We start from the raw sequence: 25751 nt of genomic DNA, 5'->3' as shown, positions 1-25751 counted from the left end.
ACTCATGGCAAATGCAATTGTAGAAAAAGCAAAAGAAAGAATGACCCACTCGCACCAAAGTTTGGCTCGTGAATTTGGCAGCATCCGTGCAGGCCGCGCCAATGCCAGCCTTTTGGACCGCATCCATGTGGAGTACTATGGAGTAGAAACTCCGCTCAATCAAATCGCTTCGATTACGATTCCGGAAGCGCGTGTTCTTTTGGTGACACCTTTTGACAAGTCTTCTATCAAGGACATTGAGCGTGCGCTTAATGCTTCTGACCTTGGAATTACGCCAGCCAGCGATGGCTCTGTGATTCGTCTGGTCATTCCAGCTCTAACAGAGGAAACTCGCCGAGACTTGGCTAAAGAAGTGAAAAAGGTCGGTGAAAATGCTAAAGTTGCTATCCGTAACATCCGCCGCGATGCTATGGACGAAGCTAAGAAGCAGGAAAAAGCCAAAGAAATCACTGAAGACGAATTGAAGACCTTGGAAAAGGACATTCAAAAAGTAACGGACGATGCTGTCAAACATATCGATGAGATGGCAGCAAATAAAGAAAAAGAACTCTTAGAAGTTTAACATTTTTATCAGAATCAAAACTCAGTTGGCTTTGGCTGACTGAGTTGTTTTAACATCAAAAATCCTTGCCTAGTTTGAAGAAGCAAGGTAGAAAATAGGTCTATATGAATACAAATCTTGCCAGCTTCATCGTGGGTATCATCACGGATGAAAATGATCGCTTTTACTTTGTTCAAAAGGACGGTCAGGTTTACGCTCTTTCTAAGGAAGAGGGAGCGCATGAGCTGGGTCAGTCTGTCAAAGGCTTTGCCTATAGCGATATGAAGCAGAAGCTTCGCCTGACAACCCTTGAAGTTACAGCTACTCAAGAGCAGTTTGGTTGGGGAACAGTGACGGAGGTTCGCAAGGATCTTGGTGTCTTTGTAGATACCGGTCTGCCGGACAAGCAAATCGTCGTGTCACTAGACATCTTGCCAGAAATCAAGGAACTCTGGCCTAAGAAAGGCGACCGCCTTTATATCCGTTTAGATGTGGACAAGAAAGATCGCATCTGGGGCCAATTGGCTTATCAAGAGGATTTCCAGCGTCTGGCTCGTCCTGCTTACAATAACATGCAAAATCAAAACTGGCCAGCCATCGTTTATCGGCTCAAGCTTTCTGGCACTTTTGTCTACCTGCCGGAGAATAATATGCTGGGCTTCATTCATCCGAGCGAGCGCTATGCAGAGCCTCGTCTCGGTCAGGTCTTGGACGCACGGGTGATTGGCTTCCGTGAAGTAGACCGCACCCTTAACCTCTCCCTCAAGCCTCGTTCCTTTGAAATGTTGGAAAACGATGCCCAGATGATTCTGACCTATCTGGAGAGCAATGGCGGCTTTATGACCTTGAACGACAAGTCTTCACCAGACGATATCAAGGCGACCTTTGGCATTTCCAAAGGCCAGTTTAAAAAAGCTCTGGGTGGGCTGATGAAAGCTGGTAAAATCAAGCAGGACCCGACCGGAACGGAGTTGGTGTGAGGGTAGAGAGTCTCGTATCTAGAGCTGATGCTTGGAAGGATATGATCTTAAAGAAATGAAAGGAACCTATGAGAAAATCTTTTTACAGTTGGCTGATGACAGAGCGTAATCCTAAGAGCAAGGAGCCCAAGGCTATTTTGGCGGATTTGGCTTTTCAGGATACAGCCTTTCCTAAGCATACGGATGATTTTGATGAGGTCAGTCGTTTTCTGGAGGAGCATGCAAATTTTTCCTTTAACTTGGGCGAGTTCGATGCTATTTGGGAAGAGTATCAGGCCCATTAAGTGGATAGTGGCTAGGGATAGTCATTTTCTGCTTGCTTTGATATAATAAAGATAATTCATTCAAAAAAATAAAATAGAGAGGTTCTTTGTTTGCAGGAACATTCAGTAGAATTGAAACTGGGCCATCCAGATGATGCCTTTCATCTTTTTGGTTCTAATGAACGCCATCTGCGCCTAATGGAGCAGGAATTGAAGGTAACCATTCATGCCCGAACCGAGATTGTGCAGATTTTGGGTACGGAGGCTGCCTGTGAGGAGACTCGACAGGTCATTCAGGCTCTGTTGGTCTTGGTTAATCGTGGCATGACCATCGGTACGCCCGATGTTGTGACAGCCATTACAATGGTCAAAAATGATGAAATTGATAAGTTTGTAGCTCTTTATGAAGAAGAGATTATCAAGGACAGTTATGGCAAGCCAATTCGGATCAAGACACTTGGTCAGAAAATCTATGTGGACAGTGTTAAAAATCATGATATTGTCTTTGGTATCGGGCCAGCCGGAACAGGGAAGACCTTTCTGGCGGTGACCTTGGCGGTGACAGCTCTCAAACGTGGGCAGGTCAAACGAATTATCCTGACACGTCCAGCAGTGGAAGCTGGTGAGAGCTTGGGCTTTCTGCCTGGTGACCTTAAGGAAAAGGTAGATCCATATCTGCGTCCGGTCTATGATGCCTTGTATCAGATTTTGGGTAAGGACCAGACGACGCGCCTCATGGAGCGAGAAATCATTGAGATTGCTCCCCTAGCCTATATGCGGGGACGGACGCTGGATGATGCCTTCGTGATTCTGGACGAGGCTCAAAATACTACCATCATGCAGATGAAGATGTTTCTGACACGGCTGGGATTCCAGTCCAAGATGATTGTCAATGGAGACATCAGCCAGGTTGACCTGCCTCGCAATGTCAAATCAGGACTCATTGACGCTCAGGAGAAATTGAAGAACATCTCTCAGATCGACTTTGTGCATTTCTCAGCTAAGGATGTCGTTCGTCATCCAGTGGTGGCGGAGATTATCCGAGCTTATGAACCAACTCCTGTTAAAGAGGCTGCAACTGAGCCATAAGAAATGGAATAAGAGAACTAAATATCAGTATACATCGGCCATGATATAGAATTTTTAAGATTTATAAAATGAATAAAAATGATTATTTAGAAAGATAAAATTTTAAAAAGGGGTAGAAGATGGATTGGTATGATTACATGATTAATGCTTCTAGGCAATCAAGGTTTAACGCCAGTCATTGGTTTCGTTACCTTAGAAAGGTTATTTTTGAAGATAGTTCTTATTTGACTGACAAAGATGTGGAACGTTTGTTGGCTTCAAAAGAGTTGACAGATTTTCAAAAGGTTAGTCTGAAATATGCTCTACAAGAACACACTCCCACGCATGAGTATGTGGTTTCTTTAAACAAACCTGCTAAGTTAACAAATGTTCAAGAGCTGATGGAGAAATACAAGCATGGATAAAATGAAACCAGTTTTTGAAGCCTTAAATCAAGAATTGGCCCAAGCCAACCTTACTTTAACTATTATCTGTGTTGGGGGCTATGTCTTGGAACATCATGGCTTGCGAGCAACGCAAGATGTAGATGCTTTTTACCAAGAAAACCAAAAAATCAATGAGATTATTGCGAGAGTAGGACAACGATTTAACCTCAATACTCATGAAGAACTTTGGCTCAATAATAATGTAGCGAGTATGAACAAGCAACCTGCGGTTGACTTATGTGAGACCTTATATACTTTTAGTCATTTAAGGGTTTTAATGGTTCCGATTGAATATGTTTTAGGAATGAAAATGATCAGCATTAGAGAACAGGATTTGAAAGACATCGGAGCTATTATCAAATACAAAGATTTTCATTCCCCATTCAATACCTTTGAGGACCTGAGAAAGTTGGGCTTTGATACGATTGATTTTTCTGTTCTTTTAGAAGGTTTTAGTCATGCCTATGGTATGGAATGGCTAGAGGAATTTTTCAAAGAAAATCAGGAAGAGCTAAAGGGGTATTACTAAAGAAAGCTTTGATTTTTATCTAATAACATACGAAAAGAGCAGATTTATTTCTGCTCTTTTTTGTGCGATTGATTTTAAAGTTGAAATAATCAACTAAACGAGTTCGTCAATAGATGTGTAGTCCTTGTTGAGGCCTTCTGCAACTGGCTGACTGGTGATGTGGCCTTGGTAGGTTGTGACACCTTGACGCAGGCCTGGGTCATCTTCAATGGCTTGTTTGAAGCCTTTCTCTGCCAAGGCTTCAATATAAGGAAGGGTGACATTGGTCAAGGCGATAGTAGAAGTGCGGGCTACGGCACCAGGAATATTAGCAACTGCATAGTGGAGGACACCGTGTTTTTCGTAAACAGGCTCGGTGTGAGTCGTTACGCGGTCAGCAGTTTCAATAACACCGCCTTGGTCAACAGCTACGTCAACAATGACAGAGCCTGGATGCATTTGCTTAACCATATCGTCTGTCACTAGTTTCGGAGCTTTCGCACCTGGAATGAGGACAGCGCCAATCACGACATCTGCGTCTCGAACGCTAGCTTCGATATTGAACGGATTAGACATGAGGGTCTGGATTTGATGACCGAAGACATCTTCTAGGACAGACAGACGCTTAGCGCTGATATCCAAAATAGTCACTTGAGCACCCAGTCCTAGAGCGATACGAGCGGCATGAGTACCTACGACACCGCCACCGATGATGGTGACTTTACCTTTCGGAACACCTGGTACACCACCGAGAAGTACGCCAGATCCACCTTCACGCTTAGTCAGGAAGTGGGCTCCGATTTGGACCGCCATCCGACCAGCTACCTCACTCATAGGTACCAAGAGTGGTAGTTGTCCATCTTGATCGCGGACGGTTTCATAGGCCAGACCAGTCGTCTTGGCACTTGTCATAGCATCTGCTAGCTCAGGAGCGGCAGCCATGTGCAGGTAGGTAAAGAGTAAGAGGTCATCGCGGAGGAAGCTATATTCGGCTGCCAGAGGTTCTTTGACCTTGACCACCAGCTCAGCTGCCCAAGCTTCTGCAGCAGTAGGGACGATTTTTGCACCTTGCTTTTGGTAGTCTGCATCTGTAAAACCAGATCCCAGCCCTGCATTTGTCTCAATCAGCACTTCATGTCCTTTACCAACGAGGCTTTGAACACCAGCTGGTGTCAGAGCGACACGATTTTCATTGTTTTTGATTTCTTTTGGAATACCGATTAACATAAAAAATATGCTCCTTTTTTAAGATGTTTTTATTGTATATGAAAACGCTTCAAAAATCAAGAAAAAATCGGAGCGGTTTGCTTTCATTAGTGAATTGTGCTATTCTGTTAAGAAAAACTAGGAGGTCCTGATGGAAAATATCTATGTCAAACTGGCTCGTCATACCAGACTGGAAACTGAGCGGTTGATTCTGCGTCCGGTGACCTTGGAGGATGCCCCGGCGATGTTTGAGTACGCATCGGATGAGGAAAATACTCGCTATACTTTTGAGACAAATAAAAGCTTGGAAGAAACACGCAATAATATCGCTCTCTTTTATCTGGCCAATCCTCTGGGACGCTGGGGGATAGAAGTGAAAGAAAGCGGCAAATTCATCGGTACGATTGACCTGCATAAGATCAGGCTGGATTTGAAAACGGCGGCTATCGGCTATGTAATCAATAAAAAATACTGGAATCAGGGTTATACGACAGAGGCCAATCGCGCAGTAATCAAGCTGGCTTTTGAGCAAATCGGGATGAACAAACTTGTGGCGCTGCACGATGCGGACAATCCAGCATCTGGCAGGGTTATGGTCAAGTCGGGTATGAAATATTCCCACGAAGAGCCTTACGCATCACTAGACAAGCATGAGAAAGGCCGTATTGTGACACGGGTTCATTACTATCTGACTAAGGAAGATTATTTTGCAAAAAAATGAGAAAGGATATTGACAAGCACCTATCTACATGATATATTAGATAGGTACGCTGATTTAGCTCAGTTGGCAGAGCGCATCCATGGTAAGGATGAGGTCGCCGGTTCGATCCCGGCAATTAGCATCTTGTAGGACAAGGTTGGGTTTTCCCAGCCTTTTCTTTTTGTCAATGACAGCAGGTAGTGGAAGGCAAAGTTTTGAGGTGGGTAAAAATGAAAATAGCTGTTTTTGTCTTTGCGGTGAGAGGTTGACAAATCTGCTCTGCTATTTTCCAAAACCCTGCCCTCGGCTCCCTAAAGTGAGTCAAAATATGATATAATAAGGTAATACTAGCAAAGCGGGTAAGATATGTATATCGAAATGGTAGATGAAACGGGTCAGGTTTCAGAAGAGATTCTTAAACAGACTCAGGAAATTTTAGAGTTTGCGGCTCAGAAAACGGGCAAGGAAAATAAGGAAATGGCTGTGACTTTTGTCAGCAATGAGCGCAGTCATGAACTCAACTTGGAATATAGAGATACAGATCGGCCGACGGATGTGATTAGCTTGGAGTATAAGCCTGAGCTGGACATCGCTGTTGACGAGGAGGATTTGCTGGACCATCCTGAGCTAGCTGAGATGCTGGAGGATTTTGATGCCTATATCGGCGAGCTGTTCATTTCAGTGGACAAGGCGCGTGAGCAGGCTGAAGAATACGGCCACAGCTTTGAGCGGGAGATGGGCTTTTTGGCAGTGCATGGTTTTCTGCATATCAATGGCTATGATCACTATACGCCGGAAGAAGAAGCAGAAATGTTTGGTTTACAGGAAGAAATTTTAACTGCTTATGGACTCACAAGGAAATAACAAACGCAAATGGAAAAATCGAGATGTGGTCTCGAGTCTGGAATTTGCTTTAACCGGTATTTTTACAGCCTTTAAAGAGGAGCGCAATCTGCGCAAGCATGTCCTTTCGGCTTTGGCAGTGATAGTTGCGGGACTGATTTTTGACTTGTCCGCGATAGAATGGCTCTTTCTCTTTTTGAGCATTTTTTTGGTCATTGCCTTTGAGATTGTCAATTCTGCCATTGAAAATGTCGTAGATCTGGCCAGCGATTACCACTTTTCTATGCGGGCCAAGAATGCCAAGGATATGGCAGCGGGAGCTGTTCTGGTCGTGTCTGGCTTTGCCGTTGTGACAGGACTGATTATTTTTGTTCCCAAGATTTGGGATTGGATTTTTTAAAGATTTGAAAATCGGGGGAGACTGCCGATTTTCTGCTGTTTTAATGGAAATAATAGAGGTGAAATAATGACTTTTAAATCAGGCTTTGTAGCTATTTTAGGACGTCCTAATGTTGGGAAATCAACCTTTTTGAATCATGTTATGGGGCAAAAGATTGCCATCATGAGCGATAAGGCTCAGACCACGCGCAATAAGATTATGGGGATTTACACGACGGATAAGGAGCAGATTGTCTTTATCGACACGCCGGGAATCCACAAGCCTAAGACGGCTCTAGGCGATTTCATGGTAGAAGCAGCATACAGCACTCTGCGCGAGGTGGATACTGTCCTCTTCATGGTGCCGGCTGATGAGCCGCGTGGCAAGGGCGATGACATGATTATCGAGCGCTTGAAAGCGGCTAAGGTGCCAGTTATTTTGGTGGTTAATAAGATTGATAAAGTCCATCCGGATCAGCTTTTAGCGCAAATTGATGATTTCCGCCAGCAGATGGACTTCAAAGAAATCGTGCCGATTTCCGCACTGCAGGGTAATAATGTTTCCCGTCTGGTTGACATCCTCAGTGAGAATTTGGAGGAAGGCTTCCAGTATTTCCCTGAAGACCAGATTACCGACCATCCGGAGCGCTTTCTGGCGTCAGAGATGATTCGGGAGAAAGTGTTGATGTTGACACGGGAGGAAATTCCCCACTCAGTCGCGGTGGTTGTTGACAGCATGAAGCGAGACGAAGAGACGGACAAGGTCCATATCCGAGCGACTATCATGGTGGAGCGCGACAGCCAAAGAGGCATTATCATTGGTAAAGGCGGATCCATGCTGAAGAAAATCGGATCCATGGCTCGCCGCGATATTGAGCTCATGCTGGGGGACAAGGTCTTCCTAGAAACTTGGGTCAAGGTCAAGAAAAACTGGCGGGATAAGAAGCTGGACTTAGCGGACTTTGGCTATAATAAGAAGGAGTATTGAGGTTTTCTAAGCTAGTAAGTGAGGTGATGGAGATGCCGTCATTATTCATTGACGAAAGAGGGCAGCAAAATTTAAAAAGTATTATCTTTTTGCATGCTTCAGGCTCTAGCAGTCAGATGTGGCGACACCATGTTGCTGTGCTTGAGAAAGATTTTCATTGCATTCTTGTGGATTTACCTGGTCACGGAGCCAGTCATAATATTGAGTGGACAAACTTTGATGATGTCGTGGAAATGATTGTGGCTGTCATTAAAAGCAAAGCACATGGCAAGCCGCACTTGGTTGGTCTTTCATTAGGCGGTTCCCTCATACTTAAGTTGTTGGAAAAACATTCCAGTCTTATAGATAAAGTCATTGTGGATGTGGCAAGTCCTCAGCCAATTAAGGGCTATCGCAAGATCATTGCCATTGTCTATCTGATGTCTTTCTTGAAAAATACTAAATTTGTAGCTAATTTCCTGACAAAGATGATGCAAGAGGACGGAGCACCTGTCCAAGACGTTCAGAGCTTTGTTGCAGATTTCCAAAGAGCTGAACAGCGCTCATTTCGCCATGCGATGTCAAAGGCAAATCTGTTGAGACTTGACTTGCAGTTTGATAATCCTGCTTTCTTTGTCTCAGGTGGAAAAGAAGCTGAGACCATTCATGACTGGCACCGCAGGTTGGCGCAGAAAAATGCTAGGTCTGAATGCGCCTACTATCCTGGCAAAGGGCATGCTTGGCTTTTTAGTGATGTGGATACGCATATTCAGCTATTGCGCTATTTCTTTCAAAACGCTGCCTTTCCAGAGAAATTGAAAGGATTTTGATATGGACTATATTTCCTATATTCGCTCCAAGGTGGGGCATGATAAGGTTATCCTGAATTTTGATATTTCCAATTTTTACAATGAGGAAACTTTACGTTTAGGCTTTTTTTCTAAAGAAGAAATAGCAGAGCTGGAAAATGTATCGGATAAACACCGCCTGATGCTGGATGAGTATTTTTCGGACAGCTTTGCTATGGGGCTTTGATATCTTACTATGAGCATGTCATTTATTTAGAACAATATCATACTTCATAGTTTGATTGAATTATCGTTTTATAATATTTCTTGACCTAGTTAAATTATTGTTTTATAATAATTGTAAGGATAAATTATTGTAAAACAATAAGGAGGTAAGATATGAAGATGCGAATTTTGAAACAAGTAATAACCATAATTACTTGTTTGGTACAAATATTTTGTGCTTTCTGGTTTTTAGCTAGAGGTTTTGTAGCCATTGTCTTGATGATTTATAACTGGCAATCAACTGCTACCCCACTTTCAGAGTTATTAAGGTTCTCTTATGAAATGCTTTGGTTGGGTTTGCTTCCTATTTTGCTTTTTGGACTGATTCGCCGATTTTTACACAGTATGATAAACCATCAACTTTTTACAGATGAAAGTTATAAGATTAGCAGACATCTATTGATTTTAGTCACTTGCTTACCTATTGGTAGTGTTATATGGGATGTTTTTATCGGTCAAAAGTCCATACAGACTTGGCTAGAGCTTGTAGATAATATATTTCTACCCTATATGGATAGTCTTGCTCTGGTAATTGTCTTGGGGGTCTTGCATCTTGTCATAAAAAACGGGAAGACAATTCAAGAAGATGTAGATGGTTTTGTGTGATGGGAAAAATCAAGGTTAATTTAGATAAAGTGTTGGAAGAAAAAGGCCTGACCTCGAAAGAATTGGCGACAATTATTGGCATTACACAAGCAAATTTGTCCATTCTAAAAACAGGCAAGGCTAAAGGAATTCGCTTTGCGACTTTGCTGGCTATCTGTGAAACGCTGGATTGTCAGCCTGCTGATATTTTAGAGTATATTTCTGATTAATGAATAGGAGAAAGAAAGGAGCTTTATGCCTGAATTACCTGAAGTGGAAACGGTTCGGCGCGGTTTGGAGCGTCTGGTTGTTGGCAAGACGATTGGGCAGGTGCGGGTCCGCTATGCCAAGATGATTGGTACGGGAGTGGATAGTTTTGTCCATGACTTGCCAGGTCAGACCATTGAAAGGATTGGCCGTCGGGGCAAGTATTTGCTCTTTTACCTGACAGGCGGAGTGCTGGTTTCCCATCTGCGAATGGAAGGCAAGTATCTTTTTTATCCTGATGCGGTGCCTGAGCGCAAGCATGCTCATGTCTTTTTCGAGATGACGGATGGCGGGACGCTTGTTTATGAGGATGTCCGCAAGTTTGGGACCATGGAGCTGTTGAGAAAGGACAAGCTGGAGGCTTATTTTACTGCCAGAAAGCTTGGTCCTGAGCCGACAGAGGCGGACTTTCTTTTGTCACCTTTTGCCGCAGCTTTGAGTCGTTCCAAGAAGCCCATCAAACCCTATTTGCTGGAGCAGACCTTGGTCGTCGGTCTAGGCAATATCTATGTAGATGAGGCCCTTTGGCGGGCGCGGATTCATCCGGCAAGGCCAGCAGCTAGTCTGAAACCAGCTGAAGTGAAGCGGCTGCGTGAGCAGATTATAGAAGTTTTGCAGCTTGGGATTGAAAAGAGAGGATCGACCATTCGGACCTACCGCAATGCTTTGGGTGAGGATGGCACTATGCAGGATTTTCTGCAGGTCTATGGAAAGACTGGCCAACCCTGCGCTAGATGCGGCAGCCCGATTGAGAAAATTAAGCTGGGTGGACGCGGTACTCATCTCTGTCCTCATTGTCAGAAAGCGAGGTAACTGTCATGGTAAGAATTATCGGTATCACTGGCGGCATTGCCTCGGGTAAGTCAACAGTGACAGAGTTTTTGAGGCAGCAGGGCTACCAAGTCATTGATGCGGATCAAGTAGTGCATGAACTGCAGGAGCCGGGCGGACGGCTTTATCAAGCTCTTTTATCCACTTTTGGCCCAGCTATTTTACAGGAAGATGGCCGCTTGGATCGGCCTAAGCTGGGAGCTATGATTTTTGGGAATCCCGAACTCTTGGCGCAGTCCAGTCAAATACAAAACCGTATTATTCGCGAGGAACTGGCTGGCAGACGAGATTTGTTGGCAGAGATGGAAGATATCTTTTTTATGGATCTTCCCTTGTTGTTTGAGTTACAATATGAAGATTGGTTTGACCAAATCTGGCTGGTGGACGTGACAGAGGAAACTCAGCTCAGTCGTCTTATGACTCGAAACTCTCTTAGTCAAGAAGAGGCGGAAAAACGCATAGCAGCTCAGCTGTCTTTGCAAGAAAAACGAAAGAGGGCGGACGTGTTGATTGATAATAATGGCTCGCTAGAGGCTACTCGACAGCAGATTCGCGATGCCTTGCAGAAATTAGAAAGAAGTTGATTTATCACGACACAAGTAAACTGGAAACATAACCTGAAAATCGCTTGGTTTGGGAATTTCCTGACAGGTGCCAGCATTTCTCTGGTGACGCCTTTTATGCCACTTTTCGTGGAGCAGCTAGGTGCTAGCGGTCATGAGGTGGAGTATTACGCTGGGCTAGGGATTTCTCTCTCGGCAATCTCAGCGGCACTGCTCTCTCCTGTATGGGGAAGTCTGGCCGACCGATATGGCCGTAAGCCTATGATGGTACGTGCAGCTACTGCCATGGTTTTCACTATGGGCGGTATTGCCTTTGTACCCAATATTTTCTGGCTCTTGCTCCTACGCTTTCTAAATGGGGTTTTTGCTGGTTATATTCCCAACAGCACAGCTCTGATTGCCAGTCAGGCTCCCAAGGAAAAAACGGGTTATGCTCTGGGAACTCTCTCGACCGGTGTCGTTGCGGGTAATCTTATGGGACCATTTATTGGCGGTCTGATTGCGGAGATGTTCGGTATTCGCAATGTCTTTCTCCTGATTGGCGGCTTCTTTCTAGTGGCAGCCTTGATGACCTTTTATTTGATTCGGGAGGATTTTGTGCCGGTGACCCGACAAGAAGAGGTAGGCTTTAGGGAATTGCTGCGCCAACTCAGGTATCCTAAGATGCTGATGAATCTCTTTCTGACCAGCTTTGTCATACAGTTTGCAGCTCAATCTATCAGCCCTATCCTTGCCCTCTATGTCAGAGAGCTGGGACAAAAGGACAATCTGATTTTTGTTTCGGGTCTCATCGTATCTAGCATGGGACTTTCCAGCATGATGAGCTCCAGTATTCTGGGGCGGTTAGGAGACCGTATCGGCAATCACCGGCTTCTAGTGCTGGCTCAGTTCTATTCAATCCTGATTTATCTGCTCTGTGCCAATGCTGGCTCCCCTATGCAGCTGGGCTTTTATCGCTTTTTATTTGGCCTAGGAACAGGTGCGCTGATACCAGGAGTCAATGCTCTGCTAAGTAAGATAACACCCAAATTTGGAATCTCTAGGATTTTCAGCTATAATCAGATATTCTTTTATCTGGGCGGGGTGGTCGGTCCTATGTCTGGATCGGTCATTGCGGCAGCCTATGGCTATCATTCAGTCTTTTATGCAACAGCAGGGCTAGTCGCCATCAGTATGTTGGCCAATCTCTTTAGTTTTCGAAATTTATTTAAAAAGAAGGATATCTAGTGCGCGTTAAAATAAATTTAAAATGTTCCAGCTGCGGCAGTCAGAATTATCTGACCAGCAAAAATACTAAAACGCATCCGGAAAAAATTGAGGTCTTAAAGTATTGTCCTAAGGAAAGAAAAGTTACTTTACATCTTGAATCCAAGTAGATTTTATGATAAAATAGATAGGATTTTAAGGAGTTTTTATTTATGTACAACCTATTATTAACCATTTTAGTCATTTTATCAGCTATTATTGTCATTGCAATTTTCATGCAACCAACCAAAAATCAGTCCAGCAACGTTTTTGATGCCAGTGCCAACGACTTGTTCGAACGTCCTAAGGCACGCGGTTTTGAAGCTGTGATGCAGCGTATGACGGGAATCATGATTTTCTTCTGGCTACTGATTGCATTGGTATTAGCAGTATTATCTAGTAAATAAAATGGGCTCTGACTTCGTCTTGGCCTATTTTTTAAGTTTGAAAGAGATTTAAAAGAGATGAAGAAAGAACTCATCAAGAGAAGAGGAATATGAAATCAGAAATCATTGAATATTTAAAAGACAGGCAGCAGGCTAGCGTGGATGAGCTGGCGGCTGCTTTGGGGAAAGAGTCTTCCAAGGATTTTAGTAGCTTGGTTAAGACCATTTCCCAGATGGAAAGAAAGCATCAGATTCGCTTTGATAACGAGGGGCGGATTGAGCTTTATGAGAAGAAAAAGCAGGAGCGTATGACGCTCAAGGGTGTTTTTCATGCTCACAAGAATGGCTTTGGCTTTGTCACCCTGAATGAGGAAGAGGATGACCTCTTTGTCGGCCGCAATGATGTCAATCATGCCATTGATGGCGATACGGTGGAAGTAGTCATCACCAAGGTGGCAGACCGTATCAAGGGAACGTCAGCCGAGGCTAAGATTATCGATATTTTGGAGCACAGCCTGACGTCAGCAGTTGGTCAGCTGGTTCTGGATGAGGAAAAGCCCAAGTATGCGGGCTACATCCGCTCGAAAAATCAGAAAATAAGCCAGCCTATTTATGTCAAAAAACCAGCTATGGTTCTGGATGGTACAGAGGTGCTCAAGGTCGCTATTGACAAATATCCGACCAAGAAACACGATTTCTTCGTGGCTCGTCTGGTCGATGTAGTCGGTCATGTCAACGATCCAGGTATTGATGTATTAGAAGTGCTGGAGTCGATGGACATTGTCTCTGAGTTTCCAGAAAAGGTCTTGGAAGAGGCCGAGCGAGTTCCAGATGCGCCGACAGAGAGTGATTTGGCAGGGCGTTTGGACCTGCGTGAAGAGGTTATCTTCACCATCGATGGAGCGGATGCCAAAGACTTGGACGATGCTGTCCATATCAAGCGCCTGAAAAATGGCAACTTTGAGCTAGGCGTCCATATCGCAGATGTGTCCTACTATGTCAAAGAAGGCTCTGAGCTGGACAAGGAAGCCCTCAATCGGGCGACTTCAGTCTATGTGACCGACCGCGTGGTGCCTATGCTGCCAGAGCGCCTGTCCAACGGAATCTGCTCGCTCAATCCAAATGTGGATCGGCTGACCCAGTCGGCTATCATGGAGATTGATGCCAAGGGGCGCGTGGTCAAGCATACCATCACCCAAACTGTCATCAAGACGACCTTCCGCATGACCTACAGTGATGTCAACGACATCATTGCTGGAAATCAGGAAAAAGCTGAGCAGTTCAAGGAAATTGTGCCTAGTATTGACAGTATGGTCCAGCTGCATGAGATTCTGGAAAGCATGCGATTTAAACGAGGTGCACTCAACTTTGACACCAATGAAGCCAAAATCATGGTCAACAAGGAAGGTCGTCCGGTGGATATTATCCTGCGTCAGCGGGGGATTGCTGAGCGCATGATTGAGTCCTTTATGCTGGTGGCGAATGAGACGGTGGCTGAGCATTTTGCTAAGCTAAATCTGCCCTTCATCTATCGGATCCACGAGGAGCCTAAGGCGGAGAAGGTGCAGAAGTTTATCGACTACGCCTCTAGCTTTGGGATTCGGATATACGGGACGGCTAGCTCTATGAGTCAGCAGGCCCTGCAGGATATTATGGAATCGGTCAAAGACCAGCCTTATGAGGATGTCCTATCCATGATGCTTCTGCGCTCCATGCAGCAGGCTCGCTACTCCGAGCACAATTACGGCCACTACGGTCTGGCAGCGGAGTTTTATACGCATTTCACCAGTCCGATTCGCCGCTATCCGGACCTTCTGGTTCACCGGATGGTGCGGGATTATGGCAAGTCTAAGGAAATAGCAGAGCATTTTGAGCAAGTGATTCCAGAGATTGCCAGTCAGTCCTCCAGCCGAGAGCGTCGGGCTATCGAGGCCGAGCGTGAAGTTGAAGCTATGAAGAAGGCTGAGTACATGGAAGAATTTGTTGGAGAAGAATTTGACGGCGTGGTTTCAAGCGTGGTCAAGTTTGGACTCTTCGTAGAGCTGCCTAATACGGTCGAGGGCTTGATTCATGTCACCAACCTGCCAGAGTTTTACAGCTACAATGAGCGGACGATGACGCTACAAGGAGAAAAGTCTGGCGTGGTCTTCAAGGTCGGTCAGCAAATTCGCATCAAGCTGGTCCGAGCGGATAAGGCTACGGGTGAGATTGACTTTGAATACCTGCCTAGTGAATTTGACCTGGTAGAAAAGACAAGCAAGAGTGTCAGAGGCAAATCCGGCAGAAAGAGACGCTGTGAGGATGACAAGCGCAACCATTCTTCCAAAGAAAAAGGCTACAGAGATAAGAAAGATAAGAAGTCCAAGAAAGGCAAGAGCCAGAAGGCATTTTACAAGGAACTAGTCAAGAAAGGAGCCAAGCATGGCAAAGGGAGAAGGAAAGGTCGTCGCGCAAAATAAAAAAGCCAGACACGATTACACCATCGTGGATACCATCGAGGCTGGCATGGTGCTGACAGGGACGGAAATCAAGAGCGTCCGTGCCGCCCGCATCAATCTCAAAGACGGCTTTGCCCAGATTAAGAACGGTGAGGCCTGGCTCAGCAATGTCCATATTGCGCCTTATGAAGAGGGCAATATCTGGAACCAAGAGCCTGAGCGTCGTAGAAAGCTGCTGCTGCATAAGAAGCAGATCCAAAAGCTGGAGCAGGAGACCAAGGGAACTGGGATGACACTGGTGCCACTCAAGGTCTATCTCAAGGACGGCTATGCCAAGCTCCTCCTGGGCCTAGCTAAAGGAAAGCACGACTACGACAAGCGCGAATCCATCAAACGCCGCGAGCAAAGCCGCGACATTGCAAGACAGATGAAGAACTTTAATACAAGATGAAAGACTGGGGGGACCGGTCTTTTTTTATTTTAGGGAGCAAGTTTTCCAGTTATTCGATTGTCTTCGATGACTTTTCTAATTTTAAAAAAAGAAGTGAGCATAATAGTTGATAAGTAACCATCCAGATGATATACTTGTTCTTGTATTAGATACAAGTTTATGAAAAAGGAGTTTCTATGGATACAAAATTCTCAGTGGCTTTGCATATCTTGACAATGATTAGTGAGAGTAGGGAGACTTTGAGTTCGCAAAACTTAGCGACGAGTGTAGGAACTAATTCTAGCTATATCCGAAAAGTCATTACCTTGTTAAAAAATGCAGGTTTAATTATTTCTCATCAAGGTAAATCGGGCTACCAACTCGGTAAAACTCCTAAGAAGATGAGTTTACTTGAGATTTATTATGCTACCCAAGAAGTTAAGCACATTAGTTTGTTTCAAATGCATCAGAACGCTAATCAAGAATGTCCTGTCGGACAAAATATTCAAGAAGCGGTCTCGCCGATTTTCGCTAGCACAGAAGCTCAACTAGAAAAAGCACTAAGTCATCAAACATTAGATGATGTCATCAATAATTTATATAAAACAGCTAATCAAGTTCGAAACTGACTTGTAAAATCTTAGTTTTAAAAACAAAAATACAGTCTTGCACTTGATGCAAAGAAGATAAAGGATAGAAAAGAGATTATAATGAAAGCAGCACTACATACAAAATATGACAAAAAGAACATCAACCTTACGATAACAGAAATAGCAAAGCCTATCATTACAGATAATCAAGTTTTGGTTAAGGTCACTGCAGCGGGAGTCAATCCTTTGGACAATATGATTTCCCGAGGAGAAGTTAAGATGATTGTCCCTTACAAATTGCCGCAAACAGCTGGAAATGAAGTTGTTGGAGTTGTTGAAGAACTTGGAAGCCGTGTCAGCAACTTCAAGCTTGGCGACCGTGTTTTTGCTCGCCTTCCACTTGATCATATCGGAGCTTTTGCAGAATATGTTGGCGTAGATAGTGAAGCCTTGGCAAAAGTCCCAGAATATTTGACAGACATTGAAGCCGCTGCGATGCCTTTGACAGCTTTGACTATTATGCAAGCTCTTGAGCTTATGGGAGCTCAAGCTGGTAAAACAATCTTCATCTCTGGAGGGACAGGTGGTGTTGGTGGCATGGCGATTCCTATTGCTAAAGCAAAAGGCTTGAAGGTTATCACGAATGGTGCTGCCGTTAACGCTGAGCGTATCTTGAACCTAGGGGCAGATCGCTTTATTGATTACAAGACGGAGGATTATACAAAAACTGTCAGCAATGTGGACTATGTTTTGGATACACTTGGTGGTGCTGAAACAGAGAAGCAAATGTCTATCATGAAAAAAGGCGGACACTTAGTTTCTCTTCGAGCGATGCCAAATGGTGCTTTTGCTAAACGTATGAACTTGCCAAAATGGAAACAAATCTTGCTAGGACTTGCTGGTCGTAAGTTTGATAAGATGGCTGAGAAGTATGGTGTTCATTATCATTTTATCTTTGTTGAAAGTAATGGTGCTCAATTACAAGAAGTAGCAGATATTTTCAGTAAACTTGAAATCAAACCATCTATTGATACAGTTTACACGTTTGATGAGGTGAATGCTGCTCTCGATAAGGTTGCGAATGGACGTTCACGTGGGAAAACAGTTCTCAGCTTTGAATAATTAGAAAGAAGTTTATGTCTTACATCACAACAAAAAATCAATACATCTCTGTTGCTGGCAATCAAATTGCCTATCGTGAACTTAGCAAGGGTAAGTCTGACTTTCCGCTTGTTATGTTAGTTCACTTGGCTGCGACCTTGGACAATTGGGATCCAAAACTTTTAGATTTGATTGCGAAAGAGCATCATGTCCTTGTCTTAGACCTACCAGGTGTTGGGGCAAGTCAGGGAAAAGTTGCAACGACTATCCAAGGCATGGCAGAGCAAACCATCGCCATTATAAGTGATTTAGGTTACAATCGTATCAATCTTCTAGGACTGTCTATGGGAGGTATGATTGCTCAAGAAATAGTTCGTATGGATTCTGATTTGGTTAATTGTCTTATTTTGGCAGGAACTGGTCCTCGAGGTGGATTTGAAATGGATAAGGTTACCGGAAAAACATTCAAATATATGTTTAAAGCTGCCCTTGAGCGTATTGACCCAAAACGCTATATTTTTTACAATCATGATGAGCAAGGTAAAGTAGAGGCTTTGAAGGTTTTAGATCGTATGGGCGCGCGGACTGAGGAATTTAAGGACAAAGACATGAAAATTGCTGGTTTCTTAGCGCAGCTCAAGGCAATCAAGGCTTGGGGACAAGCTCCACAAGACGATCTGAAATATATCACTCAACCAACCTTAATTGTGAATGGTGATAAGGATATGCAAGTCCCAACAGAAAATTCTTATGCTATGCATGAAAAGGTAGAAGGCAGCAAACTTCTTATCTATCCAAATGCTGGACATGGTTCCATTTTCCAATATGCGGATGAATTCTCAAAGGAATTGTTGAGTTTTTTGGCAGCATAAATAGTCAAAATGCTAGGGTTAAAAAAGGACATAGCAACTTTCATACAAGATAAAAGACTGGGTGACCGGTCTTTTTTAGTTTTATCTTAGTGATTCTCATCTACAGTAGCCATCTTAAATTGTTCGTTGTCGAAATTACCAAACAAAAAAGTTCTGTCCAATTTAACACTTGTCAAGTTTATCCTTTTCGAGTATGATAAAGACAGTTAGATTATTCGGAGCTTGGCTTTAAGAGAAAGGATTTTTTATGATAGAAGAATTGCTAGCCTATAAACGCATGCCGTTGTGGACGGCTGAGACCATGCCAGAAGCGGTAAAGAGAAAGCACAATACCAAAGAGGGAACTTGGGGCAAAATTACTGTTCTCAAGGGACGCCTTAAGTTTGTCGAGATGTCAGAGGAGGGTGAGGAGCTGGCTGAGCACATCTTTGAGGCTGGTCAGGACAATCCTTTTGCCCAACCCCAAGCTTGGCATCGGGTCGAAGCCTTGACGGATGACCTAGAGTGGTATTTGGAGTTTTACTGTCGGCCTGAGGATTATTTCTCAAAGAAATACGGCAGCAATCCAGTGCACTCAGAGGTTTTGGAAGCCATGCAGACAGTCCGACCAGGGCGGGCGCTTGATTTGGGCTGTGGTCAGGGTCGCAATGCTCTCTTTCTAGCCAAGCAGGGCTTTGAAGTGACGGCTGTAGATCAGAATGAGCTGGCACTGGAGATTTTACGCAGCATTGTGGAGCAGGAGGGTTTAGATCTGCCAGTGGGTAGCTACGACATTAACTCAGCTAGTCTGACCCAGACTTATGATTTGATCGTTTCCACCGTTGTACTTATGTTCCTGCAGGCGGATCGGATTCCGTATATTATCCGAAATATGCAAGAGCATACAGCGCTTGGTGGCTACAATCTCATCGTCTGTGCTATGGATACAGAAGACTTCCCATGCTCTATGCCTTTTCTTTTTACTTTTAAGGAAGGTGAGCTTGCCGAATATTACAAAGACTGGGAGCTGGTTAAGTACAATGAAAATCCTGGTCACCTCCATCGCCGGGATGAAAACGGCAATCGAATTCAGCTGCGCTTTGCGACTATGCTGGCTAAAAAGGTTCAGTAGAAGACAGTAGGACAGAAGTTGATTTTTGAAAATTTAGCTTGGCTCACTTATTTTGAGGCTTAGGTTTAAAAGGTCTGGGAGACAATTTAAATTGTCTCAGATTCAATATTTTTTGAACGTAATAAAGCTAGACTGAGGCATTTTTGTCTCAGTTTTTTTATTTTAGTAAAAAACTTTAGAAATATTTTAGAATTTCTTGAGAAATATCTGAAGTTTGGACGCTATACTAGAAAGTGCAAGGAGGAGAGAAAAGAGCTGGAAGCAACAGGACAGCTGATAGAAACTTTAGTTTTTCTTTAAGTGTGAGTCTAGAGCAGATCACTTTTAAAAGCAGACTGAATGACCTTATTCTCTCTTCTTGCGGCAAATTTTTCCAGACCTTCAGTTTTCTGTTGACGAGGAAAAAAGAATATGTTAAAGTAAATGAGTAAAATAAAAAAGTCAATTATATTTTACTTAAGATACAAGGAGGAACTCATGAAGAAAAGAACCAAAATCATTCTAACTTCTACGTTGACTGTGACCGGCCTAATCTTGGCTGCCGGTGGCTACTGGGCTTATAAGACCTTTGTCCCTCAGGAGACACCGATTGATAAGAATGCCACAGTGAGGACCAATTACTATCAAGCCATCAATAAAAAATGGTTGGAAAAGGCAGAAATCCCTAGCGATCAGCCGTCTAACGGTGTGTTTTATGAGCTGAACGAGCAGGTCAAGGATAAGATGAAGGCGGATGTCAAAAATCTAGTCTCTGGTAAAGAAGAGTCAACGATTGAAGGCATGCCTGAGTTTATCAAATACTACCAGCAAGCGACGGACTTCAAGCAGCGGGAAAAGGATGGCTTAGATCCTCTCAAGTCCTATCTCAAGGAAATTGAAGACTTGTCCGATCTAAAGGACCTAGCTAGCAAGGCTGTTGACTGGGAAAAGCGTGGTCTAGCACTGCCATTTACCTTTGAAATCAGTTCTAACCTAGAAAATACCAATCAGAAACAAGTGAATCTGTCCAGTCCAAGTCTTATGCTGCCGGATAAGAGCTACTATGAAGATGAAGCTGCTAAGAAAAGGATGATGGATCCGCTGGAAAAAGCATTCAAAGAAGCCATGCAAAAGCTGGGCTACAGTGAAAAAGACAGCGAAAAGATTGTCAAAGAAGCCTTAGAATTTGATGGAGAACTGGCCAAGTATGCCCAAAGTAATGAAGAAACTTCGGAAATTAAAAATCTTCACCATCCTAAGACGGCAGAAGACATCAATGCCTACTCTGATACCTTTAAGTTTCACGATATTATCAATGACTATCTAGGCCAGGAATCTGGCGATGTCAATGTTCCTAACCCTAAGTATTATGAAAATTTTGCCAAGGTAGTCAATGACAAGAACTTTGGCAAGCTCAAATCTTGGATGCTTGTGAAGCAGGCAGCATCAGCATCTAGTTTTCTAACCGATGACTATCGGCTGATTTTTGCAGAGTACCAAAAATCCTTGCAAGGAACTAAGGAAGCAACTTCAAAAGAAGATGCAGCCTACAATCTGACAACAGGAACTTTTTCAGATGTCTTCAGTCTTTACTATGGACGTAAATATTTCGGTGAGGAAGCCAAGCAAGAAGTAACCCAAATGGTCAAGGATATCAAGGAAGTCTATCGGGAACGTATGCTGAAAAACGAATGGCTATCAGAAGAAACCAAACAGAAGGCAGTCAAGAAGCTGGATACTATGAAACTCTATATCGGCTATCCTGAAAAAGTTCGCGAAGCGACTAAGGCCTTGAAAGTAGACGATAAGAAATCCTTCTTTGAGAATGCAATTGCTTTGAGTCAAGCAAAACATCAATATGATGTTGAGCACTTCTCGGAGCCAGTAGACAAGGACGAGTGGGTCATGCCTTCCTATGATATCAACGCTTACTACTCACAGGAAAATAACAGTATCAACTTCCCAGCCGCAATCCTGCAGAATCCATTCTTTGATGCTAAGCAAGAGATGGAAAAGAACTACGGCGGTATTGGTATGGTTATTGGTCATGAGATTACTCACGCCTTCGACTCAAACGGTGCAAACTTTGATGAAGAGGGGAATTTGAACAATTGGTGGACTGAAGCAGATAAGAAAGCTTTTGACAAGAAAATTGAAGCTGTTACCAAGCAGTGGGATGGTATTGAAATCTACGGTGGCAAGGTCAACGGCAAGCTTACGGTAACAGAAAATGTAGCCGATGCTGGAGGACTTTCAGCTACTCTTGAAGTTGTGAAAAAGAAATATCCAGATGCGGACTTGAAGAATTACTTTGAAAACTATGCCAATATCTGGAGAAGCAAGGCCAGTCTGCAATTTAACCAACTTCTTCTGAAGGTAGATGTCCATGCTCCGTCCGAACTGCGGGTCAACCAGCAACTCAAAAATGTAGAGGCCTTCTATGAAACCTATCCAGAAATCAAAGAAGGTGATGCCATGTATCTGGCTCCAGATAAGCGGGTCAGCGTATGGTAAGATTGCTTGTCTAGAGAAGACGGTAAAATAATCTAAGCTATGAAGCACAACCAGTTTGGAAATAGGAGAGAAGTTTGTCCTTTTTCTCCTATCCATTCTTTCCTGCAATACTTGCGCGGCTGCGGTTTGTGCCTCCGCAGCCACGTGTCTTTAAAGTCAGATTTTATCTGGCTTTTTTCTATTTTGAAATGAATTATTTATCTAGTAAATCTTACACGTCAAAAAAATGAAATCGCTTGCAAAACCTAGAGTAAAAGGCTATACTGAATATAGTATTTAATTTTGTAATTTTTCACAAAAAAACAAAGGAGATATTTTTATGAAAAAAATATTGTTTCGTTCCTTGTTAGCTCTTTCGACCATTTTTCTCTTTCCTTTCCAAGTGGTCGAAGCCTGCACAGGATTTATCGTCGGGAAAGACCTGACGGCAGACGGCACAACGCTTTACGGTCGGACAGAGGACTTGGAGCCAAATCACAATAAGGTCTTTCTGGTTCATCCGAGAAAGACTAATGCGAGTGGTGCCAAACTAGTCGATGAAGCCAACGGTTTTGAATGGACCCTGCCGGCAGAAAGCTACAAGTATACTTCGGTATCAGATGTGACCCCATCCCAAGGTATTTTTGATGAGGTTGGCTTCAATGAATACGGTGTTTCCATTTCTGCGACTGTTTCTGCCAAGGCTAATGATGCCATCCAAAAAGTGGATCCTTATGTAGCAAATGGTTTGGCAGAGTCTATCCTGACAACCGTCGTTCTGCCCCATGTTCAGACTGCCCGTCAGGGTGTGGAGCTGATGGCGCAGATTGTCAGAGAGAAGGGAGCAGCAGAGGGTAATATTATCACCATTGCTGACAAGACTGGTGTCTGGTATATGGAAATCCTATCTGGTCACCAATATGTTGCTATTAAATTCCCAGATGACAAGTATGCTGTCTTTCCTAATACTTTCTTCTTGGGTAGTGTTGACTTTGACGATACAGAAAATGTTATTGCCTCAAAGGGTGTTCAGAATGTAGCCAAGCAAGCTAACTCTTATAAAGAAATTGACGGCAAATTCCACATTTCTCAGTCCTACAATCCACCGATGGCAGAGGCAGATCGTTCGCGTGCCTGGGCAGGTATCACCAGTCTAGATCCAAATGCGGCCGTGTCTTATAACGACTCTTACTTTGATCTCATGCACTCCACAGACAGAAAGATCAGTGTAGCAGATGTCATGGCTATGCAGCGCAATCGCTTTGAGGGCACTCAGTTCAAACCTCTGGACCAAATGGAGCTAGATGGTAAGGGGCTGCCACAACGCGGTACGACAGACCCTGTTTACAAATATCCGTTGGGCAACCCAAATGTCATGGAAGCTCATATTTTCCAGCTCAAAGACGGCGTTCCAGCCAATATGGGCGGAGGCACTATGTGGCTGGCGGTAGGCAGTCCGCGCTTCTCACCTTACCTGCCTTATAATGGGAATATCACGGATACTTACGATGCTTATAAGGTCAACACAACTAGCTACAGTCCAGACTCTTGGTACTGGGTAGCATCTCATATCTACGATATGGCGGCCAAGCATCAGGACCTCTTTGGAACTTCTGTCCAAGATAAGTGGAAGGCTTTGGAAACCCGATTTATTGAGGAGCAAAATGCTCTAGATGCAGCCAATGCAGCTCTTCCAGACTCTTCAGCCAAAGTCACAGAGGAAACACAGGCTCGAGCAGCGCAAGTCTTTAAGGAAATGAAAGAGCTAGAAGCTGAAATGGAAGCTAAAATCAAGGAAGCAACAAAAACAACTCCATCTAGCTCCAGCAAAGATTCTAGCAGCTCTTCATCAACTCAAAACTCGTCAAGTTCTTCCTCTTCAGCAACTTCTAGCAGTTCGGATACACGGACGGAAGTCAATGTAGAAGATGACAGCTTGGTAGATGTCACAACTGGCATTCGCTTGAAAAATGCTGACTTGGTCAAGGCTGGTCTTCAGCTGTCAGTGAAAAAAATGGAAAGCAAGATTCAGCCGACAGATACTTATGACATTAGCTTGACCGATCCGAATGGTCAGCCGGTGCATCAGGTCAGTCCAACACTTGTGACGATTCCAGTTCGCAAAGACTTGCCAGTAGATGCCGTCTATGCTCTGGATGAAAATGGCAAACAAGTTGAGAAATTTGATGTAACGGTTAATCAAAACCAGACCATCAGCTTCACGACCAATCATTTCTCTGTTTATCAAGTGCAGTATCGAAATGAGCAGTCTGTCAAAGCTAAGAAAAAAGACCTGCCATCAACAGGTGAGCAAGTCACCATCATAGGCCTTGCAGGTTTGATTATCCTAGCAGGAGTCTTCTTCCTTTTGAAGAAAACAAATAAAAACTAATCTAAAATAAAAAGAAGGCCGAGCAAAATGTTCGGCCTTTCTTGGTGAAAAAACGATTTTTGTCTAGGCTATCCTTTAAACTAGAGCCCTTATCTTAAATAATCATAGTTATAAGTAGTCAAAATTATGTCAGTGAGTTCTTCAGGTTCTTCTTGAGCTCCGCCGGCTATCCAAAGAGAAATAATCCCCTCAACACTGGATAGGAAGATTTCCAAGGCGTATTTCTGAGGGATATGGAAGTTCTCCTCTAAAAAACGCTGGGTAGCATCCTTTTGCTTATCACTCAGAATGATAGTGGTTATGTACTCCCGAATAGCTTCGCGAAAGTCAATATAATGGCTCTTGGTCAGGGCATTGATAAGACGTTCATTAGCGCGCAGTATATGGAATTTTGCTATCATTAACTTTTTGGGATATTCGTTCTCTGCTTCAAACAAGCTATAACTAGAAAGTTGGGAAATAATTTCTTTTTTGAGACTATCAACCATCTGATATTTATCTTGGTAGTGGAGGTAGAAGGTGCCGCGGTTAATCCCAGCCCGCTTGCAGAGCTTGCTGATGGAAATATTATCAAACCTTTCCTCTGATAGTAGCTGAATCAAGGCTTCTTTGATGTCTTCCTTGGTACTAGTTTTTCGTTTCTGGACCATTTTTCTTCCTTTTTCCTTAAATCAACACTTTGTTGATTTTTGGTTATTGCTTTTTATCTAAGCTCATTATATAATATCTGTGATTTAGAATCAACACCTTGTTGGTTTAAGGAAACGAGTTTTGAAAAGGAGAGATGATAACATGGCTTACATTGAAATGAAACATAGTTTTAAACGTTATCAGGTAGGTGACACGGAGATTGTCGCCAATCATGATATTTCTTTTGAGATTGAAAAGGGGGAACTGGTCATTATCCTGGGTGCTTCTGGTGCTGGTAAGTCAACAGTGCTTAATATTCTTGGAGGTATGGATACCAATGATGAGGGAGATATCCTGATAGACGGCCAGAATATTGCTGACTACAATTCCCACCAGCTGACGGACTATCGCCGCAATGACGTGGGTTTCGTCTTTCAGTTTTACAATTTGGTGCCCAACCTGACGGCCAAGGAAAATGTCGAATTGGCTTCGGAGATTGTCAAGGATGCTCAAGATCCAGTGGCCGTTCTAACCGCAGTTGGTATGGAAAATCGCCTCAATAACTTTCCTGCACAGCTATCAGGAGGGGAGCAGCAGCGGGTGTCTATCGCTCGGGCAGTGGCAAAGAATCCCAAGATTTTGCTCTGCGACGAGCCGACAGGTGCTCTGGACTACAATACCGGCAAGCAAGTGCTGCAAATCTTACAGGACATGTCCCGCAATCAAGGGGCGACGGTGATTATCGTAACCCACAATGCTGCCTTGGCTCCCATTGCTGATCGGGTTATCCGCATGCACGATGCGAGGGTCAAGAGTGTTACAGTCAATGAAGAGCCTCAGGATATAAGTACATTGGAGTATTGAT

Annotated in this window: 29 protein-coding genes, 1 tRNA gene and 1 pseudogene; 29 read left to right on the top strand and 2 right to left on the bottom strand. The window is 43.7% G+C overall.

The genetic code is table 11. The features are described from left to right. Nucleotides 1–4 precede the first annotated feature (4 nt). The 6 genes from frr (at nt 5) to D8877_RS07350 (ending at nt 3827) form a co-directional block, all read left to right on the top strand. Complete coding sequence (frr, locus tag D8877_RS07375) at nt 5–562, top strand: ribosome recycling factor (protein WP_061592056.1); 558 nt, start codon at nt 5–7, stop codon at nt 560–562. Nucleotides 563–666: 104 nt separating this feature from the next. Next, the gene (cvfB, locus tag D8877_RS07370; protein ID WP_049541523.1) at nt 667–1521 is read left to right on the top strand and encodes an RNA-binding virulence regulatory protein CvfB; all 855 of its coding nucleotides are present in this window, start codon (nt 667–669) and stop codon (nt 1519–1521) included. 68 nt (nt 1522–1589) lie between these two features. Beyond that, the gene (locus D8877_RS07365) at nt 1590–1805 is read left to right on the top strand and encodes a YozE family protein (protein ID WP_002894860.1); all 216 of its coding nucleotides are present in this window, start codon (nt 1590–1592) and stop codon (nt 1803–1805) included. Nucleotides 1806–1895: 90 nt separating this feature from the next. Then, nucleotides 1896–2873: a PhoH family protein gene (locus tag D8877_RS07360; protein WP_142999426.1), complete on the top strand. Its 978-nt coding sequence runs from the start codon at nt 1896–1898 to the stop codon at nt 2871–2873. A 119-nt stretch (nt 2874–2992) separates the two neighbouring features. Continuing rightward, a complete protein-coding gene (locus D8877_RS07355; protein WP_125340978.1) occupies nt 2993–3277 on the top strand; it encodes a hypothetical protein in 285 nt (94 codons plus the stop codon). Next, nucleotides 3270–3827: a DUF6036 family nucleotidyltransferase gene (locus D8877_RS07350; RefSeq protein WP_125340977.1), complete on the top strand. Its 558-nt coding sequence runs from the start codon at nt 3270–3272 to the stop codon at nt 3825–3827. Before D8877_RS07355 ends, D8877_RS07350 begins: the two co-directional genes overlap by 8 nt. Before the next feature lie 93 nt (nt 3828–3920). Here D8877_RS07350 and ald read toward each other — a convergent pair whose 3' ends face one another. Continuing rightward, nucleotides 3921–5033, bottom strand: coding sequence for an alanine dehydrogenase (gene ald / locus D8877_RS07345; RefSeq protein ID WP_125340976.1), 1113 nt, complete (start codon nt 5031–5033; stop codon nt 3921–3923). A 130-nt stretch (nt 5034–5163) separates the two neighbouring features. Here ald and D8877_RS07340 point away from each other — a divergent pair, with 130 nt between their 5' ends. The 22 genes and pseudogenes from D8877_RS07340 (at nt 5164) to D8877_RS07230 (ending at nt 24256) form a co-directional block, all read left to right on the top strand. Further along, nucleotides 5164–5733: a GNAT family N-acetyltransferase gene (locus tag D8877_RS07340; RefSeq protein ID WP_125340975.1), complete on the top strand. Its 570-nt coding sequence runs from the start codon at nt 5164–5166 to the stop codon at nt 5731–5733. A 48-nt stretch (nt 5734–5781) separates the two neighbouring features. Continuing rightward, a tRNA-Thr gene (locus D8877_RS07335) sits at nt 5782–5854 on the top strand. Nucleotides 5855–6078: 224 nt separating this feature from the next. After that, nucleotides 6079–6576 (top strand): rRNA maturation RNase YbeY, encoded by a 498-nt coding sequence (gene ybeY / locus D8877_RS07330; protein ID WP_011837247.1) that lies wholly within the window; start codon nt 6079–6081, stop codon nt 6574–6576. Continuing rightward, nucleotides 6557–6955 carry a diacylglycerol kinase family protein gene (locus D8877_RS07325; RefSeq protein ID WP_002894866.1) on the top strand — a complete coding sequence of 133 codons (399 nt, stop codon included), beginning with the start codon at nt 6557–6559 and terminating at the stop codon, nt 6953–6955. The genes ybeY and D8877_RS07325 overlap by 20 nt, the downstream gene beginning before the upstream one ends. 66 nt (nt 6956–7021) lie before the next feature. Next, nucleotides 7022–7921 (top strand): GTPase Era, encoded by a 900-nt coding sequence (gene era / locus D8877_RS07320; RefSeq protein WP_125340974.1) that lies wholly within the window; start codon nt 7022–7024, stop codon nt 7919–7921. A 26-nt stretch (nt 7922–7947) separates the two neighbouring features. After that, complete coding sequence (locus tag D8877_RS07315; protein WP_125340973.1) at nt 7948–8730, top strand: alpha/beta fold hydrolase; 783 nt, start codon at nt 7948–7950, stop codon at nt 8728–8730. 43 nt (nt 8731–8773) lie between these two features. Beyond that, a pseudogene (locus tag D8877_RS07310) lies at nt 8774–8935 on the top strand (DNA mismatch repair protein MutT); the annotation flags it as partial. A 152-nt stretch (nt 8936–9087) separates the two neighbouring features. Next, entirely contained in the window at nt 9088–9579 is a 492-nt protein-coding gene (locus tag D8877_RS07305) for a hypothetical protein (protein ID WP_125340971.1), read from the top strand. Beyond that, complete coding sequence (locus D8877_RS07300; protein WP_005590727.1) at nt 9579–9788, top strand: helix-turn-helix domain-containing protein; 210 nt, start codon at nt 9579–9581, stop codon at nt 9786–9788. The genes D8877_RS07305 and D8877_RS07300 overlap by 1 nt, the downstream gene beginning before the upstream one ends. A gap of 25 nt (nt 9789–9813) precedes the next feature. Further along, nucleotides 9814–10638 (top strand): DNA-formamidopyrimidine glycosylase, encoded by an 825-nt coding sequence (gene mutM, locus D8877_RS07295; RefSeq protein ID WP_125340970.1) that lies wholly within the window; start codon nt 9814–9816, stop codon nt 10636–10638. 5 nt (nt 10639–10643) lie between these two features. Then, the gene (gene coaE, locus D8877_RS12430) at nt 10644–11240 is read left to right on the top strand and encodes a dephospho-CoA kinase (RefSeq protein WP_125340969.1); all 597 of its coding nucleotides are present in this window, start codon (nt 10644–10646) and stop codon (nt 11238–11240) included. 3 nt (nt 11241–11243) lie between these two features. Then, nucleotides 11244–12446, top strand: coding sequence for a multidrug efflux MFS transporter (locus D8877_RS12425; protein WP_312023228.1), 1203 nt, complete (start codon nt 11244–11246; stop codon nt 12444–12446). Continuing rightward, nucleotides 12446–12595, top strand: coding sequence for a 50S ribosomal protein L33 (gene rpmG / locus D8877_RS07280; RefSeq protein WP_072074309.1), 150 nt, complete (start codon nt 12446–12448; stop codon nt 12593–12595). Before D8877_RS12425 ends, rpmG begins: the two co-directional genes overlap by 1 nt. 42 nt (nt 12596–12637) lie before the next feature. Then, a complete protein-coding gene (secG, locus tag D8877_RS07275) occupies nt 12638–12871 on the top strand; it encodes a preprotein translocase subunit SecG (protein ID WP_002894878.1) in 234 nt (77 codons plus the stop codon). A gap of 89 nt (nt 12872–12960) precedes the next feature. Beyond that, nucleotides 12961–15309 (top strand): ribonuclease R, encoded by a 2349-nt coding sequence (gene rnr / locus D8877_RS07270; RefSeq protein ID WP_125352917.1) that lies wholly within the window; start codon nt 12961–12963, stop codon nt 15307–15309. Continuing rightward, nucleotides 15272–15739 (top strand): SsrA-binding protein SmpB, encoded by a 468-nt coding sequence (smpB, locus tag D8877_RS07265; protein WP_125340966.1) that lies wholly within the window; start codon nt 15272–15274, stop codon nt 15737–15739. The genes rnr and smpB overlap by 38 nt, the downstream gene beginning before the upstream one ends. 176 nt (nt 15740–15915) lie before the next feature. Continuing rightward, nucleotides 15916–16347, top strand: a complete 432-nt coding sequence (locus tag D8877_RS07260) for an Rrf2 family transcriptional regulator (RefSeq protein WP_125340965.1) — start codon at nt 15916–15918, stop codon at nt 16345–16347. An 81-nt stretch (nt 16348–16428) separates the two neighbouring features. Further along, complete coding sequence (locus D8877_RS07255) at nt 16429–17430, top strand: NADP-dependent oxidoreductase (RefSeq protein ID WP_125340964.1); 1002 nt, start codon at nt 16429–16431, stop codon at nt 17428–17430. A 14-nt stretch (nt 17431–17444) separates the two neighbouring features. After that, nucleotides 17445–18281 (top strand): alpha/beta fold hydrolase, encoded by an 837-nt coding sequence (locus tag D8877_RS07250; RefSeq protein ID WP_125340963.1) that lies wholly within the window; start codon nt 17445–17447, stop codon nt 18279–18281. A 250-nt stretch (nt 18282–18531) separates the two neighbouring features. Then, a complete protein-coding gene (tehB, locus tag D8877_RS07245) occupies nt 18532–19392 on the top strand; it encodes an SAM-dependent methyltransferase TehB (protein WP_221761541.1) in 861 nt (286 codons plus the stop codon). Nucleotides 19393–19815: 423 nt separating this feature from the next. Next, nucleotides 19816–21885: a M13-type metalloendopeptidase gene (locus D8877_RS07235; protein ID WP_125352915.1), complete on the top strand. Its 2070-nt coding sequence runs from the start codon at nt 19816–19818 to the stop codon at nt 21883–21885. A gap of 319 nt (nt 21886–22204) precedes the next feature. Continuing rightward, nucleotides 22205–24256, top strand: a complete 2052-nt coding sequence (locus D8877_RS07230; RefSeq protein WP_125352913.1) for a C69 family dipeptidase — start codon at nt 22205–22207, stop codon at nt 24254–24256. An 89-nt stretch (nt 24257–24345) separates the two neighbouring features. Here D8877_RS07230 and D8877_RS07225 read toward each other — a convergent pair whose 3' ends face one another. Beyond that, nucleotides 24346–24906, bottom strand: a complete 561-nt coding sequence (locus D8877_RS07225) for a TetR/AcrR family transcriptional regulator (RefSeq protein ID WP_125340959.1) — start codon at nt 24904–24906, stop codon at nt 24346–24348. Between the two features lie 142 nt (nt 24907–25048). On the opposite strand from D8877_RS07225, the gene D8877_RS07220 reads away from it, so the two are divergent. Further along, the gene (locus D8877_RS07220) at nt 25049–25750 is read left to right on the top strand and encodes an ABC transporter ATP-binding protein (protein ID WP_125340958.1); all 702 of its coding nucleotides are present in this window, start codon (nt 25049–25051) and stop codon (nt 25748–25750) included. Nucleotide 25751 lies beyond the last annotated feature (1 nt).

The sequence above is a fragment of the Streptococcus sanguinis genome, from assembly GCF_003943735.1.
GTDB classification, from domain to species: Bacteria; Bacillota; Bacilli; order Lactobacillales; family Streptococcaceae; genus Streptococcus; species Streptococcus sanguinis_E.
Note: the sequence above shows the minus strand (reverse complement) of the source record. Positions and strands in the feature narration are given on the sequence as shown.

Coding starts and splice junctions, on each gene's coding strand:
- ald (WP_125340976.1), bottom strand. CDS start 5,033: ATGTTAATCGGTATTCCAAAAGAAATCAAAAACAATGAAAATCGTGTC.
- cvfB (WP_049541523.1), top strand. CDS start 667: ATGAATACAAATCTTGCCAGCTTCATCGTGGGTATCATCACGGATGAA.
- era (WP_125340974.1), top strand. CDS start 7,022: ATGACTTTTAAATCAGGCTTTGTAGCTATTTTAGGACGTCCTAATGTT.
- rnr (WP_125352917.1), top strand. CDS start 12,961: ATGAAATCAGAAATCATTGAATATTTAAAAGACAGGCAGCAGGCTAGC.
- coaE (WP_125340969.1), top strand. CDS start 10,644: ATGGTAAGAATTATCGGTATCACTGGCGGCATTGCCTCGGGTAAGTCA.
- D8877_RS07365 (WP_002894860.1), top strand. CDS start 1,590: ATGAGAAAATCTTTTTACAGTTGGCTGATGACAGAGCGTAATCCTAAG.
- secG (WP_002894878.1), top strand. CDS start 12,638: ATGTACAACCTATTATTAACCATTTTAGTCATTTTATCAGCTATTATT.
- D8877_RS07260 (WP_125340965.1), top strand. CDS start 15,916: ATGGATACAAAATTCTCAGTGGCTTTGCATATCTTGACAATGATTAGT.
- frr (WP_061592056.1), top strand. CDS start 5: ATGGCAAATGCAATTGTAGAAAAAGCAAAAGAAAGAATGACCCACTCG.
- D8877_RS07225 (WP_125340959.1), bottom strand. CDS start 24,906: ATGGTCCAGAAACGAAAAACTAGTACCAAGGAAGACATCAAAGAAGCC.
- D8877_RS07300 (WP_005590727.1), top strand. CDS start 9,579: ATGGGAAAAATCAAGGTTAATTTAGATAAAGTGTTGGAAGAAAAAGGC.
- D8877_RS07340 (WP_125340975.1), top strand. CDS start 5,164: ATGGAAAATATCTATGTCAAACTGGCTCGTCATACCAGACTGGAAACT.
- D8877_RS07220 (WP_125340958.1), top strand. CDS start 25,049: ATGGCTTACATTGAAATGAAACATAGTTTTAAACGTTATCAGGTAGGT.
- D8877_RS07250 (WP_125340963.1), top strand. CDS start 17,445: ATGTCTTACATCACAACAAAAAATCAATACATCTCTGTTGCTGGCAAT.
- ybeY (WP_011837247.1), top strand. CDS start 6,079: ATGTATATCGAAATGGTAGATGAAACGGGTCAGGTTTCAGAAGAGATT.
- D8877_RS07325 (WP_002894866.1), top strand. CDS start 6,557: ATGGACTCACAAGGAAATAACAAACGCAAATGGAAAAATCGAGATGTG.
- D8877_RS07235 (WP_125352915.1), top strand. CDS start 19,816: ATGAGTAAAATAAAAAAGTCAATTATATTTTACTTAAGATACAAGGAG.
- mutM (WP_125340970.1), top strand. CDS start 9,814: ATGCCTGAATTACCTGAAGTGGAAACGGTTCGGCGCGGTTTGGAGCGT.
- D8877_RS07350 (WP_125340977.1), top strand. CDS start 3,270: ATGGATAAAATGAAACCAGTTTTTGAAGCCTTAAATCAAGAATTGGCC.
- D8877_RS07315 (WP_125340973.1), top strand. CDS start 7,948: ATGGAGATGCCGTCATTATTCATTGACGAAAGAGGGCAGCAAAATTTA.
- smpB (WP_125340966.1), top strand. CDS start 15,272: ATGGCAAAGGGAGAAGGAAAGGTCGTCGCGCAAAATAAAAAAGCCAGA.
- D8877_RS07355 (WP_125340978.1), top strand. CDS start 2,993: ATGGATTGGTATGATTACATGATTAATGCTTCTAGGCAATCAAGGTTT.
- D8877_RS07305 (WP_125340971.1), top strand. CDS start 9,088: ATGAAGATGCGAATTTTGAAACAAGTAATAACCATAATTACTTGTTTG.
- D8877_RS07230 (WP_125352913.1), top strand. CDS start 22,205: ATGAAAAAAATATTGTTTCGTTCCTTGTTAGCTCTTTCGACCATTTTT.
- D8877_RS07255 (WP_125340964.1), top strand. CDS start 16,429: ATGAAAGCAGCACTACATACAAAATATGACAAAAAGAACATCAACCTT.